At 69.9% G+C, this 14,066-nt stretch carries 11 protein-coding genes and 2 pseudogenes (1 of these 13 running past the window's edge); all 13 read left to right on the forward strand.

Annotation, left to right across the window (positions count from 1 at the left end; genetic code table 11):
- Positions 1 to 328 (forward strand): annotated as a pseudogene (locus FrCorBMG51_RS01125) (HpcH/HpaI aldolase/citrate lyase family protein) (it extends 886 nt beyond the left edge of the window).
- Positions 329 to 553: 225 nt separating this feature from the next.
- Entirely contained in the window at positions 554 to 1,378 is an 825-nt protein-coding gene (locus FrCorBMG51_RS32955; protein ID WP_476742083.1) for a phosphoribosyltransferase domain-containing protein, read from the forward strand.
- The gene (locus FrCorBMG51_RS32960; RefSeq protein WP_338052667.1) at positions 1,339 to 1,827 is read left to right on the forward strand and encodes a TRSP domain-containing protein; all 489 of its coding nucleotides are present in this window, start codon (positions 1,339 to 1,341) and stop codon (positions 1,825 to 1,827) included. The genes FrCorBMG51_RS32955 and FrCorBMG51_RS32960 overlap by 40 nt, the downstream gene beginning before the upstream one ends.
- A 41-nt stretch (positions 1,828 to 1,868) precedes the next feature.
- Complete coding sequence (locus FrCorBMG51_RS01135) at positions 1,869 to 2,987, forward strand: cysteine protease StiP family protein (protein WP_047221452.1); 1,119 nt, start codon at positions 1,869 to 1,871, stop codon at positions 2,985 to 2,987.
- Positions 2,988 to 3,919: 932 nt separating this feature from the next.
- Positions 3,920 to 4,801 (forward strand): HAD family hydrolase, encoded by an 882-nt coding sequence (locus tag FrCorBMG51_RS01140; protein WP_047221453.1) that lies wholly within the window; start codon positions 3,920 to 3,922, stop codon positions 4,799 to 4,801.
- 196 nt (positions 4,802 to 4,997) lie between these two features.
- On the forward strand, positions 4,998 to 5,603 hold the full coding sequence (locus tag FrCorBMG51_RS01145; RefSeq protein WP_047221312.1) for a TetR/AcrR family transcriptional regulator: 606 nt from the start codon (positions 4,998 to 5,000) through the stop codon (positions 5,601 to 5,603).
- 279 nt (positions 5,604 to 5,882) lie between these two features.
- Positions 5,883 to 7,376: an MFS transporter gene (locus FrCorBMG51_RS01150; RefSeq protein ID WP_047221313.1), complete on the forward strand. Its 1,494-nt coding sequence runs from the start codon at positions 5,883 to 5,885 to the stop codon at positions 7,374 to 7,376.
- Between the two features lie 200 nt (positions 7,377 to 7,576).
- On the forward strand, positions 7,577 to 9,571 hold the full coding sequence (gene acs / locus FrCorBMG51_RS01155; RefSeq protein WP_047221454.1) for an acetate--CoA ligase: 1,995 nt from the start codon (positions 7,577 to 7,579) through the stop codon (positions 9,569 to 9,571).
- A 103-nt stretch (positions 9,572 to 9,674) separates the two neighbouring features.
- Complete coding sequence (gene glgP / locus FrCorBMG51_RS01160) at positions 9,675 to 12,233, forward strand: alpha-glucan family phosphorylase (protein ID WP_047221314.1); 2,559 nt, start codon at positions 9,675 to 9,677, stop codon at positions 12,231 to 12,233.
- A 439-nt stretch (positions 12,234 to 12,672) separates the two neighbouring features.
- Positions 12,673 to 12,858: a hypothetical protein gene (locus tag FrCorBMG51_RS01165; RefSeq protein WP_200902297.1), complete on the forward strand. Its 186-nt coding sequence runs from the start codon at positions 12,673 to 12,675 to the stop codon at positions 12,856 to 12,858.
- A 1-nt stretch (position 12,859) separates the two neighbouring features.
- Positions 12,860 to 13,081: pseudogene (locus tag FrCorBMG51_RS34350) on the forward strand (type II toxin-antitoxin system RelE family toxin); the annotation flags it as partial.
- A 106-nt stretch (positions 13,082 to 13,187) separates the two neighbouring features.
- Positions 13,188 to 13,817: a DUF433 domain-containing protein gene (locus FrCorBMG51_RS33385; protein WP_420848554.1), complete on the forward strand. Its 630-nt coding sequence runs from the start codon at positions 13,188 to 13,190 to the stop codon at positions 13,815 to 13,817.
- 89 nt (positions 13,818 to 13,906) lie between these two features.
- Positions 13,907 to 14,065 (forward strand): hypothetical protein, encoded by a 159-nt coding sequence (locus FrCorBMG51_RS30295; protein ID WP_157180347.1) that lies wholly within the window; start codon positions 13,907 to 13,909, stop codon positions 14,063 to 14,065.
- Position 14,066 lies beyond the last annotated feature (1 nt).

Here is a 14,066-nt window from a genome sequence, read left to right on the forward strand (position 1 = left end):
GCTCGTCTCCGCCGATCTCGACCGGCTCATCCGCGAAGTCGTGCTCGACAAGGCCAACGGGCTGCTCGGCAAAACGGTGATCCACCCCAGCCATGTGCCCGCTGTACACGCCCTGCACGTAGCCACCCACGAGGAGTACACGGACGCGATGGCGATTCTCGCGGACGACACCGGTGGCGTGCGTCCGAGCCACTATGCGAACAAGATGAACGAGCTGCGGCCCCACCGGACCTGGGCTGAGGGGGTGCTGCGGCGGTCTCGGGCCTTCGGCGTCCTGCGCGAGGGGCACACGTTCGTCGACGTGCTGGCGGCGACCAGCGCCCTGTGACCGGCCAGGCGCGGACGAGGACCTGGCGGGCGAGTGGCCGGAACGGGTGGAGACCCTGCTGGGAATGCCGGTCGGGATGTTGATGGGAATGCCGGTGAGGACGGAGGTCATGTGAGTCTGGCGGATGCTGCCGCGGTGCCGTCGAACGGTGCGGGATGGCTGTGGGACGAGCTGGGGCTCGATGTTCGCCTGCGGACCGACGTGGTCGGCGGGGGGCTGGACGCGATGGTGGGCCTTGCGCTGCGACGCAATCCGAGGCGGGCCCATCTGCTGGTCAGCCGGGTGCTCGGCAAACATCTGCCGGTACGGCCGGCGCGGTCGGTCGCGGCTGGTCACCTGCTGGCCGCACAGGTCCGTGCCGACCAGCGGGCGACCGGTGGCGACCGCGTGACGGTGGCGCCGCTGGTGCTCGGCTACTGCGAGACCGCCACCTCGCTCGGGCACACCGTGGCCGACGGGCTGGACGACTGCGACTACCTGCACACCACACGCCGGCTCGTTCCCGGTGCCACCACGTTGCTGGACTTCGACGAGGCGCATTCGCACGCCACCTTCCACTGGCTGATGCCGGGCGATCCCGAGCTGGTGCGGGCGCCCCGGCCGCTGGTGCTCGTCGACGACGAGCTGTCCACCGGCCGGACCGCCCTGGGCACGATCCGCGCGTTGCACGCGTTCGCGCCCCGGCCGTCGTACACGGTGGCCACCCTTTTCGACGCCCGGCCGGCACCGGCCCGCCGCGCCTTCGACGAGCTCGCGGACCGTCTCGGCGTGCCCGTGCGGGTGGTGTCGCTGCTGGCCGGGGAGGTGACCGTCCCGGACGACGTGACCGCGCGCGCCGAGCGGATACGGGCCCGGTACGGCAGCAGCCCGACGCAGTCGCCCACAGCGCCCGCTCCAGTGCGTTTTGTGACACCCGACTGGCCGGAGGAGCTTCCCGACGGCGCCCGCCACGGCTGGTCGNCGGCGCCCGCCACGGCTGGTCGCGGTCGGACCGGGCGCTGCTTGCCGAGGTGGCGCCGCTGGTCGCCAAGGATGTGGCCGCGGCGCTGAACAGGCCCTCGGGTCGCGTTCTCGTGCTCGGCACCGAGGAGCTGATGTACACGCCGCTACGTATCGGTGACGCGCTCGACCAGATCATCCCTGGCGAGGTCGTCTACCATTCGACGACCCGTTCACCGGTCCACCCCATCGACGCCGACGGCTACGCGATCCGCTGCGCGCGGACCTTTCCGGCGCCTGACGACCCGGGCCGGGTCAGCCAGGTGTACAACGTCCGGCCCGGTCTGTACGACGACATCGTCGTGGTGGTCGACTCGGCCGCGAACGGGCGGGCCGCCGTCGGGGCGGCCGGGGTGAGCGTGGCGGGGGCAGCCGACGTGTCGGGGATGGTCGGGGCGCTGCGCCGGTGCGCGCCGGTCACCGTGGTCACGATCCCGGCGCGGGGGCCGGCCGGCCGGCCGCTGACCCTGCCGGCCGACAGCACCGGGGGTGCGCGTTGACCGGGAGCGCCGCGAGCACCGGAGGTGCGCCCGGGAGCGCGGTGCGGCCGGTCCTCCCGGGAACGGTGGGTTCGGGCTCCTACGACCCGGCAGATGTCACCTTTCTGTTGAAGGACCTCAGCGACATCCCGCTGGAACGCCCCACCGAGGACCGTGAGGAGGACTTCTCCAAGGGCCGCCACTACTCCGAGGACCTGCCGGTCGAGTACGAGCCGTCGCAGGCCTACCTTGCCCTGTTCGAGGACGCCCTTGCCCGCTCGGCGGTGCGGGTCGCCACCGCGGTCGGGGTGGCCACCGAACTCGTGCTCGCGGCCAGGGTGCGGCCGGTCATCGTGTCGCTGGCGCGGGCCGGCACGCCCGCCGGCATCCTCATGCGGCGTTGGGCCCGCTGGCGGCACGGCCTCGACCTGCCGCACTATTCGGTCTCCATCATCAAGGACCGGGGGCTCGACGAGAACGCGATGCGCTGGATCCTCGCCCGGCACGACCGGCACAGCCTGCAGTTCGTCGACGGCTGGACGGGCAAGGGCGCCATCCTCAAGGTGCTTGAGGCCGCCGCCGGCGGCCTCGGGCTGGACGCGTCCATGGCGGTCATCTCCGACCCCGGCCACTGCACACCTCTGCACGGGACACGGGACGACTTCCTGATCCCGCACAGCTGCCTGAACTCCACGGTCAGCGGCCTGGTGAGCCGGACGGTGCTGAACCGGTCGCTGATCGGCCCGGCCGACTTCCACGGGGCGAAGTACTACCGGCATCTCGCCGACCGGGACTACTCCCGCCGTTACGTCGAGACCGTTGTCGAGGCGTTTCCCGCCGCGTCGGCCGCGGTCGCGGACGGCGTCTCGCGGCCGGCGGAGCGTACCCCGACCTGGGCCGGCTGGCAGGCGGTCGAGACATTGGCGAAGGAGTACGGGATCGACAACATCGGCCTGGTCAAGCCCGGGGTCGGTGAGACCACCAGGGTGCTGTTGCGCCGGGTGCCCTGGAAGGTCGTCGTCACGCCCGAGCGGCTGGCGGAGCTGCCTCATGTCCTGTCCCTGTGCGAGGCCAAGGGCGTACCCGTCGAGGAAAGGGCCGATCTGCCGTACTCGTGTGTCGGGATCATCAAACCGCCCGACGGCGAGCCCGACCGCGCACTGTTCAGCGCGCCGTCGTGACAGGGCGCGCCGTCACCGGGAGGCGTGTCGTCACGGCTCGTGGTGACGGGTGTGGGCTGGCCCGCCGCATCCGGGCCGGCTGACGCCGCGCCCGGGCCGCTCAGCACCTGTGCTGCCTCCAGACTGCCCAGCACCTGAAGGATCAGGTTTTTCCGGGGGATCGGCCCACGCGCCCCGGTGGCGACACGCAGCTCGCCGACCGTGACCAGGCGTTGCCGGACGGCGGACGCGATGATGTCGTACACGGCTTCCGGCCGCCGCGCCCAGCCGGCCATGTCCACGACGGACCGGGCCGGCCTGGTCCGGGGCGGACGCAGGTGCGGGTGCACGGCGTCGGAATCCAGCCGGGCGCTGTGGTGAATGACGACGCCCGGCCGCGGGGCGGGATACCGCCCGGCAGGCACGACGATGGTGACGTGTTCGTCGTCGAAGCCGCGCAGGCCGCCCATGGCGGCCGCGGAGGCACCGCCGACAACGGCGTGCGGCCCGATGGATTCGACCGCGCACCACAGCAGCTGCATACGGGTGAGCGGTTGCGGGCGGGTCACGAGCACACCCGCCATGGGGCGCTGCCAGCGTCCGGTCCGCACCTGCCGGTGGATCGTCGAGCGGCTCGTGCCGGCGGCGACGACAGCGCGGACGGCGATGACGCCGCACTGGCTGTCGGCGATCTGTTGCCAGGAGTACTGCTGCCAGGAATGCTGGCCGGGGTCCGGGGCCATGTCTGTCAGGCTCGCAGCCGTGCCGGCCGGATGAAACAGCGCGCGCTGGCCTGTGGACAACCGTCCCCCGCCCGAACGGGTTGTGGACAGACTTCGCTCTGTCCCCTGTCCCCTGTCCCCTGTCCGGCTTCCGCACCAGAGCGGCTTCCGTGCTCGGGCGGCTTCCGTATCCGGGCAACACGTGTGATTGCGCGGCATCTCGGCCCGCCCGTGGCATACAGTTGGGCAATCAGCACATGGACGTCCGCGCCGTCCCCGGCTGCGGCCCTGCCGGGCCCGCGCTGGGTCGTCGCCTGCGATCTCGACCAGACGCTGATCTACAGCAGGCGTTCCTTCCGGCTCCCTCCCGGTGCCGTCGAACCCGAGCTGGTCACGGTGGAGCACATCGACGGCGAGCCCGCCGCGTTCTGTACCACCGGGGCCGCCGAGCTGATCGCCAAGCTGCACGCGGCGGCGACCCTTGTTCCGGTCACCACCCGTACCCGCGCCCAGTACGAACGGGTCGATCTCGGTGTCCGCCCCCGGTACGCGATCACGACCAACGGCGGCCACCTGCTGGTCGACGGCCGTCCGGACGAGGCCTGGGCGGCCCGGATCCGGGAGCGGATCGCCACCGGTGCCCGCCCGCTCGCCGACGTGTGGGCCATCGCGCAGCGGCTCGCCGCCGACGGCTGGGTCCGGGTGAGCCGGGTCGCCGACGACCTGTTCGTATACCTCGTCGCCTACGAACGCGACGGTATCCCCGACCTGTCCGGCCTCGCGGCGAGCCTGGCGGCCGATGGATGGGGCCTGTCCGCCCAGGGCCGCAAGGTCTACCTGGTACCGGCCGTGCTGACCAAGGAGGCGGCCCTCGCCGAGGTGATGCGCAGGGCCGGGCCGGCAAGGCTCGCCGCCGCGGGGGACTCGCTGCTGGACGCGGGCATGCTCGCCGGCGCGGATCTCGCCGTCCGTCCCGCCCACGGCGAACTGGACGAGCACCGGTGGACACACCCGAACCTGCGGGTCACCACTGCCCCGGGCCTGCACGGTGGGCAGGAACTGCTCGAGATCATCGAAGCTGAGCTCGCCACGGGGCACGGCCCCGACCGCTGAGCCGGCCGCGTCAGGCCGAAGATGTCGTGATCACAATTTTCGTACATAATCGTACTTTTCGTATGTCCGCGGATCGTCGGGCGCGGGCCGTCCCGGCGTCCGCGACGTTCTGTCACCGTCGGTCACGCTAGTTCTAATTCAGGTACAGTACGGTACTGTTTTGGAACATGGCCGACGGTGGGAGGGGGCCACGACCATGATGGTTTCGACGCCCCTGGGCGGTGCCGTGCGTGGGCGTCCCCGCGACGACGCCCGTGAGCAGGCGATCCTGCACGCCGCGCTCGAGCTGCTCACCGAGGTCGGCTACGAGCGCATGAGCATGGTCGCCGTCGCGGCCCGGGCCCGGGCGAGCAAGGCGACGATCTATCGGCGATGGGCGGGCAAGGACGAACTCGTCGTCGAGGCGATCCGTCGCCAGGCGGTCGACGACATCATCATCGCGGACACCGGCAGCCTGCGCGGCGACATGATCGATATCATTCGCCAGAAGGTCAGGCGCCTGGCCGACGGCGGTGCCGCCCTGATGGCCGGCGTCGTGCTGGCCATGCGCGACTCCGTGGCCCTGGCGTCGGCGCTGCGGGCCCAGATGATCGAGGACGGGCGCGGTCTGGCCGCCCTCATCGTGCAACGGGCCGTCGACCGGGGTGAGCCGTGCTCGCCGACGGCTGCCTGCGTTTTCAACGAACTGGTTCCCGCGGCGTTCTTCTTCCGGCTTCTGATCACTGGGGAAGCCCTGGACGACGTGTTCATTCATCATCTGGTCGACGACATCCTGTTACCGCTGATGACAGCGGAACGCTGATGTTCCCGGACTTCCGTGGCACGCCGACGCCACGGCGGGAACATGATCGAAATATTTTCACCGTACCGGGGCCCCGGCGGCGGCGTCGGCCGCGGACGGTGCGTGGGAAACCATGCGCGAAACCGTGAAGGAGACAAAGGAGACATCGTCCGGCCGCCGGTTTCATTCAGGGCGGGGCGGCGTTCAACGCGACATCGGCAACAGTCGGTAAATCGCCAGAAAACACCGGCGGGGCGGCTGCCCTGCCCGGGTTCCGGCCTGGCCGGTCAAGGAGCAGTTGTGACAACGACGACCGAAGAAGATGCCCCACCGCCCACCGACCTGGGGCCACCGCAGCCTGATCCCCGGCGGTGGTTAGCGCTCATCGTCATCGCCATTGCGCAGCTGATGATCGTGCTCGACGCGTCCATCGTGAACATTGCCCTACCGCATGCCCAGGCCGACCTGCACATCTCCACGGCCGACCGACAGTGGATCATCACCGCGTACACCCTGGCCTTCGGTGGCCTGCTGTTGCTCGGCGGCCGGATCGCCGACTTCACCGGGCGCAGGCGCGCCTTTGTCGGCGGCCTGCTGGCCTTTGCCGCGGCCTCCGCGCTCGGTGGGGCCGCGCCGAACGCCGAGCTTCTCTTCGCCGCCCGCGCGTTACAGGGAGTATTTGCGGCGGTGCTCGCGCCGGCATCGCTGTCCCTGCTCACGGTGACCTTCACCGACAGCCGGGAGCGGGCCCGCGCGTTCGGTGTCTACGGCGGGATCTCCGGCGGCGGTGCCGCCATCGGGCTCATCGTCGGCGGTGTGCTCACCGAGTTCACCTCCTGGCGCTGGTGCCTGCTGGTCAACGTCCCGATCGCGCTGCTCGCAGCCGGGGCGGCCGTACTGGTCGTGCGGGAGAGCAGGGCGTCGGGCAACACCCGTTACGACATTCCGGGGGCACTCACCGTCACCGCCGGGCTCGTCCTGCTGGTCTACGGCTTCACCAGGGCGGCGGAGGACGGCTGGAGCGCGAACGTCACCCTAGGGCTGCTCGCCGCCGCCGTGGCGCTGCTCGTCGCGTTCGTCGTCATCGAGACCCGCAGCGGCGCGCCGCTGCTCCCGCTGCGTGTCCCCCTGGAGCGCAACCGTGGCGCCTCCTACCTGTCGTCCCTGCTCGTCGGCGCCGGCCTGTTCGCCACGTTCCTGTTCCTCACCTACTACTTCCAGGCCAGCCTCGGGTACAGCGCGCTGCGCGCGGGCTTCGCCTTCCTGCCCTTCAGCGTCGGCATCATCGTCTCGGCCGGGATCACGGGCCAGCTCCTGCCCCGGACCGGTCCGAAGATCCTGATGGTGACCGGGAGCCTGATGGCCACGGGTGGGATGCTCCTGCTGACGGGGATCGGGCTCGACACCGGTTACGTCAGCCATGTCCTGCCCTCCGAGGTGCTGATGAGCCTCGGGATAGGGCTGGTGTTCGTCCCGCTGACGAGTACCGCGCTCGCCGGTGTCGACGCCCACGACGCCGGGGTCGCCAGCGCTCTGATCAACACCACCCAGCAGGTGGGCGGGTCGCTGGGCACGGCGCTGCTCAACACGATTTTCGCCACCGCCGTGTCGAGTTACGCCGTCAACCACGTTCCCGGCCCGGACACCCAGGCCGAGGCTCTGATCTCCGGTTACACGACCGCGTTCGTGTGGAGCGCGGTAATACTTTTCGCCGCTTTCCTCGTGATCCTCTTCCTGCTGCGCGCCGGCAGGGACGAGCTGCCGGCCGGCGCGCTGCCGGTTCACGCCGGGTAGCGGGCGGCGCAACCGTCGGAAAGCGCCGGAGTACTGACCGCTGTATGCGGCCGGCACTTCGTGGTACACCCAATGCGGACGAGACGACATCGCTTCCGGAGGGCCAGGGGTAGCGTGATCGTGTTCTTTTCCGCGCTGACGGAGGCCCCGTCCCCGGATCATCAGGAGGGCATGTGACCAGCACGGCGGACGGTACCGGTCTGGACGCTGTCGGTACCGACATCGTCGGTACCGACGATGTCAGCCTGGAGCGCGAACTCGACCAACTGCTGGCGGTGGAGCGTTTCGACCCGCCGCCCGACTTCGTCTCCCGCTGGTATCGGCCCGCCGATGCCGCCGCGGCCGCCGCCGACCCGCCGGCTTTCTGGGCGGAGCAGGCCCGCACCCTGCTGGACTGGGACACGCCGTTCACAACCGTGCTGGACGACAGCAACCCGCCCTTTTACCGCTGGTTCACCGACGGCCGGCTCAACGTCTCGGCGAACTGCCTGGACCGGCACGTGGCCGCCGGCCGCGGGGACAAGGTGGCCATCCACTGGGTCGGTGAGGAGGGCGAACGCCGCCGGGTGACCTACTCCGACCTGCTGGCCGACACCCAGCGGCTGGCCAACGGGCTCAAGGAGCTGGGGGTCGGCAAGGGCGACGTCGTGGGGATCTTCCTCCCGATGATCCCCGAGGTCGCGGTGGCCATGCTGGCCTGCGCCCGCATCGGCGCGGTGCACAACGTCGTCTTCGGTGGCTTCGCCCCGTCCGCCGTGCGTGAGCGGATGGAGGTCTCCGACGCCAAGGTTCTGATCACGGTGGACGGCGCCCGCCGCAAGGGCCGCACCGCCCCTGTCAAGGAGGCCGTGGACGCCGAGCTGGGCGATCTGAAGGCCCTGGAGCACATCGTGGTGGTCCGCTCCACCGGGATCGCGGCGCCGATCCGCGAGGGCCGGGACGTCTGGTACCACGAGCTGCTCGAGCGGGCCGACCCGGTGGCCCCGCCGGAGCCGCTGGATGCCGAGCACCCGCTGTTCATCCTGTACAGCTCCGGTTCCACGGCCAAGCCCAAGGGCATCCTGCACACCACCGGGGGGTACCTGACCGGGGCGACGTACACCCACCGGCTGGTCTTCGACCTCGACGCGGACTCCGACGTCTACTGGTGCTCGGCGGACGTCGGCTGGATCACCGGCCACTCCTACATCGTCTACGGGCCGTTGTCCAACGGCGCGACCAGTGTGATGTTCGAGGGTGCCCCGGACTATCCCGACCGGGACATCTGGTGGAAGATCATCGAAGAGTTCAAGGTCACGATCTTCTACACCGCTCCGACCGCCATCCGGACCTGCATCAAGTGGGGCCCGCAGTACCCGGGCCGGCACGACCTCTCCTCGCTGCGGCTGCTCGGCACGGTGGGGGAGCCGATCAACCCCAAGGCGTGGCTGTGGTACCACAAGGTGATCGGCGGCGGCCGTTGCCCCATTGTCGACACCTGGTGGCAGACCGAGACCGGCGCCATCCTGATCTCCCCGTTGCCCGGTGTGACGTCGACCAAGCCGGGTTCGGCCACCACGCCGCTGCCGGGGATCTTCCCTGCCCTGCTGTCCGAGGACGGCCAGCCGGTGACCGAGGGCACCGGCGTCCTGGTGATCACCAAGCCGTGGCCGTCCATGCTGCGCACCCTCTACCGGGACGACGAGCGGTACGTGCAGACGTACTTCTCCCGCTTCGGCCGGGACGTGTACGTCGTCGGCGACGCCGCCAGGCTGGACGCGGACGGCTACTTCTGGATCATCGGCCGGATCGACGACGTGATCAACGTGTCCGGGCACCGGCTGTCGACCGCCGAGGTCGAGTCGGCGATCGTCTCGCACGAGCTGGTGGCGGAGGCCGCGGTCGTCGCCCAGTCCGACGAGCAGACCGGCCAGGCCATCGTGGCCTTTGTCACGCTCACCGGCAACCAGTCCGGGGACGACGCCACCATCGCCGAACTGCGCGAGCACGTCGCCACCCGGATCGGCAAGCTCGCTCGCCCCAAGCGGGTGATCTGGGCGGACGACCTGCCCAAGACCCGGTCCGGGAAGATCATGAGGAGGCTGCTGCGGGACATCGCCGAGGGGCGCGAGCTCGGTGACGTCACGACGCTGCGGGATCCGGACGTGGTGGCCGCCCTGGCAGGCAAGGTTGCCCAGGCCGACGCGGACGAGTGACGGCCCGGCGATCGCCGATCCCGCCTCCGGCCGGATCCGCTGCTTCCGGCCGGAAGCCCCCCGGTGGGAGAAGTCCGTTCGGGCTGTCTAGGCTGACCATTTCGTGAGAGCCCTTCGACGCTTCACCGTCCGCGCGCAGCTCCCCGAGCAGCTTCACCCGCTCGGGGAGCTCGTCCTCAACCTTCGCTGGTCGTGGCACCCGGAGACGCTGGATCTCTTCGAGTCGGTCGATCCCGAGCTGTGGCGCACCTGCAAGGGGGACCCGGTGCGCCTTCTCGGCGAGGTCGACCATGAGCGCCTCGAAAGCCTCGCAGCCGACCGCCGCTTCGTCCGCCGCCTTGGCGATGCCGCTGACGACCTGCACGAGTACCTGACCGCGCCGCGCTGGTACCAGTCGCTGCCCGACGGCCCGCGCGCGATCGCCTACTTCTCGCCGGAGTTCGGCATCACCGAGGTGCTGCCGCAGTACTCCGGCGGGCTCGGCATCCTCGCCGGCGACCATCTCAAGACCGCCAGCGACCTGGGCGTGCCGATCGTGGGGGTGGGCCTGCTCTACCGGGCCGGCTACTTCGTCCAGTCGCTGTCCCGGGACGGCTGGCAGCAGGAACGCTATCCCGGCATCGACCCGCACGGCCTGCCGCTGACCCAGCTCACCGACGCTGCCGGCGACCCCGTGAAGATCACGCTCGGGCTGCCGGACGGGCGCACCCTGCACGCCCAGATCTGGAAGGCGCAGGTCGGTCGGGTGCCGCTGCTGCTGCTCGACTCCGACGTCGAGGACAACCAGCCGGCCGAGCGGGGCGTGACCGACCGGCTCTACGGCGGCGGCACCGACCACCGCCTGCTCCAGGAGATGCTGCTGGGCATCGGCGGGGTGCGGGCGCTGCGGGCCTACTCGGCGGTGTCCGGTGCCCCGGAGCCGGAGGTGTTCCACACCAACGAGGGCCATGCCGGCTTCCTCGGCCTGGAGCGCATCCGGGAGCTGACCGCGACCGGCCTGAGCTTCGACGAGGCGTTGGAGGCGACCCGGGCCGGGACGCTGTTCACCACCCACACCCCGGTACCGGCCGGGATCGACCGGTTCCCCCGCGACCTGGTGGCCCGCCACTTCGGCGCGGACAACGTCTGGCCCGGCGTGCCCGTCGAGCGGGTGCTCGAGCTCGGCGCCGAGTCCGACCCGAACGTGTTCAACATGGCGCACATGGGCCTGCGGCTGGCCCAGCGCTCCAACGGGGTCTCCCGGCTGCACGGGATCGTCAGCCGGGAGATGTTCGCCGGCCTGTGGCCGGGCTTCGACCCCGACGAGGTCGCGATCGGCTCGGTCACCAACGGTGTGCACGCGGCCACCTGGGTGTCCCGGAACGTGATCGAACTGGCCGACCGGGAGCTTGGCCCGTCCCCCCTCGACGACGGGGGCGAGGGCTTCACCAAGATCTCCCAGATCTCCGACGAGGCGGTCTGGGCAACCCGCCGTGAGCTGCGGGAACGCCTGGTGGCCGAGGTCCGCCGCCGGCTGCGGGAGTCCTGGCTGCAGCGCGGCGCCGCCCCCGGCGAACTGGACTGGGTCGACGGCGTGTTCGACCCGGGCGTCCTCACGATCGGGTTCGCCCGCCGGGTGCCCTCCTACAAGCGGCTGACCCTGATGCTGCACGACCCCGAGCGGCTGACCCGGCTGCTGCTGCACCCCCAGCGCCCGATCCAGCTGGTCATCGCCGGCAAGGCGCACCCGGCCGACGACGGCGGCAAGCAGCTCGTCCAGCAGATCGTGCAGTTCTCCGACAGCCCGGAGGTCCGCCACCGCATCGTGTTCCTGCCGGACTACGACATCGGCATGGCACGCTTCCTCTACTCCGGGTCGGACGTGTGGCTGAACAACCCGCTGCGCCCGCTGGAGGCGTGCGGCACGTCGGGGATGAAGGCCGCGCTCAACGGCTGTCTCAACCTGTCCATCCGGGACGGCTGGTGGGACGAGATGTTCGACGGCCGCAACGGCTGGGCGATCCCCACCGCGGACGGCGTGGAGGACCCCGAGCGCCGGGACGCCATCGAGTCGGCCGCCCTGTACGACCTGCTGGAGAACGCGGTCACCACGCGCTTCTACGACGTCGCCGGCGCGGGCGCGCCCCCACGGCACTGGACGTCGATGGTCAAGCACACCCTGTCGACCCTCGGGCCGCAGGTGCTTGCCACCCGGATGGTGCGCGAGTACGTCGAGCGGTACTACATCCCCGCCGCCGCCTCGGCCCGAGTGGCCTCGGTGGACAGCGCGCACGGGGCCCGCGACCTGGCAGCGTGGAAGGAGCGGGTCCGGGCGGCCTGGCCCGGGGTGCGGGTGGTCAACGTCGACTCGGCCGGTCTCGGCGACACCCCGCAGGTCGGCCAGTCGCTGGTGGTCCGCGCCACGGTCGAGCTCGGCGGCCTGGAGCTGACCGATGTGGAAGTCGAGGCGTCCTATGGGCGCATCGACGAGTCCGACCGGCTGCTGGGCCCGGCCACCCTGCCGCTGGCCCATGTCGGTGCCGGCGAGGGCGGTGGCCTGCGCTTCGAGGGCACCATCCCGCTGCGGCGGACAGGATCCTTCGGCTACACCGTCCGGGTGCTGCCGCGCCACCCCCTGCTCGCCTCACCGGCCGAACTCGGCCTGGTGGCGAACCCTGACTGAACGATCTCCGTCGGTTTCGCAGGCTCCAGCCAGCGGAGCCAGTGAGCGGGCCGGCATGCCGATGCCGGCCCGCTCACTTTCGCCCGATGTGTTCATCCAGCATCCCTACGTGCACATAGCGCCCCGCGGAACATGCCAACAATCCAACAAACATGCTAATTTCAAGATCAATTATCATGTTTGTTGGTGTCGGGCGACCTGGTGTCGGGCCGATGGCGGGCGCATTCGCCTGATCTCGATCATCGTCGCGGTATGGCACCGCGCGACCGCGTCAGCCGGGATGCCAGCCCCGCCGATCTCATCGGGTTCACAAGCCGTACGTCTGGCGCCTTGCTTGTACGGAACGATGGCCCACCGTACGTTCGATCCATGACCATGTCGTCCGAACTGAGCGTGTCCGAGGCTCGGGAGTGCCTGGCCTCGATCATCGACCAGGTCCGTGTCGACCACCAGCCGATCTATCTGTCCCGCCGTAGTCGACGCCGACGATCTGGACCGCATCCTCGCCCTGGCCGAGGACATGACCGACATCCGCGAAGCCGAACGAGCCCACGAGGAGATGACGCTCACCGGCCGGACACCCGTTCCCTGGGACGAGGTGAAGGCCGATCTCGGCCTGGAATGAGATACCCGGCCACCATTGCTCCGGCCGCGTTCCGCGGTTAGGCGCACCCGACCCCGTCGCGCGGCGCCGTGTACAGGCCGTGATCGACCTGCTCGCCGACAGTCCTCACCCGCCGCTCGCCCGGCAGTTGGTCGGTGGCGCCGACGAACGGCGGGTACGCACCGGTGTCCACCGCATTATGTACGACATCCAGGACAAAGAGCCGATCATCCTGGTCGTCGCCGTCGGCAATAGCTCTCTACAATCAGAGGACTGCGATTTCTGGCCGACTGTGAAGAGCAGGAAATCCGGCCCGGCGTCTCGGTATGGTCGGACGGTTCGCGTGGTTAATGCCGGTCCGGTTAATCAGGGCCAGGAATCGGCGCGGCTACGACATCAACGGGCTTGTCCAGTTGCGCGTGGTCGCCGAACTACGGCAGGGCGGCGTCAGTCTCCAGCACGTCCGACGGGTCGTTCAATACCTGCAGGCGCACTATCGGGCACCGCTCAGCGAGTTGCGTTTCTCCGTCCGAGGAAACGAAATCTGTTTCCAGCACCCCGACGGGAGCTGGGAGGGGGATCGGCAGCCCGGGCAGCTCGTCTACAGTCAGGTTCTCCAGCTCGAGGCGATTCGCATGAATCTCCTGCGGCAGGTCGGTGAAAACGACCGGACGCGGGACGCCGGTCAGATTCAGCGCCGTCAACGGGTACGGGGCGCACAGCCCGTTTTTGCCGGAACGCGGATACCCGTTGCCGCGGTCATGGCCTATCTCGACCGGGGATATGGCACGAAGCGGATCATTCAGGCTTATCCGCAACTGACTCCGGACGACATCGAGGCCGCCCGTCGTCAGGCCGGGTGGATTCTTCTTGCGGTTCATTCTCGATCACGATGTGGACGCGGCTGTTCGCGGCGTCCTGATCGGGTATGGGCACGAGTGTCGGAGCGCTTTCGAGGTGGGTCTTCATCTGGTCCATGACGAGGACCTCGCCGTGTACGGCCACAACCAGGGCGCCGCCATCGTCAGCCATGACCGGAGGTTCGCACAATGGCGACAGAGGCGAACCTTTGGTCAGCAAATCTGGACTGCGGTGTCCGGAACCGGACGCGGTCGACGTCATCAGTACCCATATCGACGCGATCGTTTACCACCTGGCCCGGATGGCCGAGGTCGTCATCACCATCGGGCCGGATACCTTCAGGGTTTCGGCCGCCAAATGGGAGTGAC

Origin of the sequence: Protofrankia coriariae (genome assembly GCF_001017755.1) — a bacterium.
GTDB lineage: Bacteria > Actinomycetota > Actinomycetes > Frankiales > Frankiaceae > Protofrankia > Protofrankia coriariae.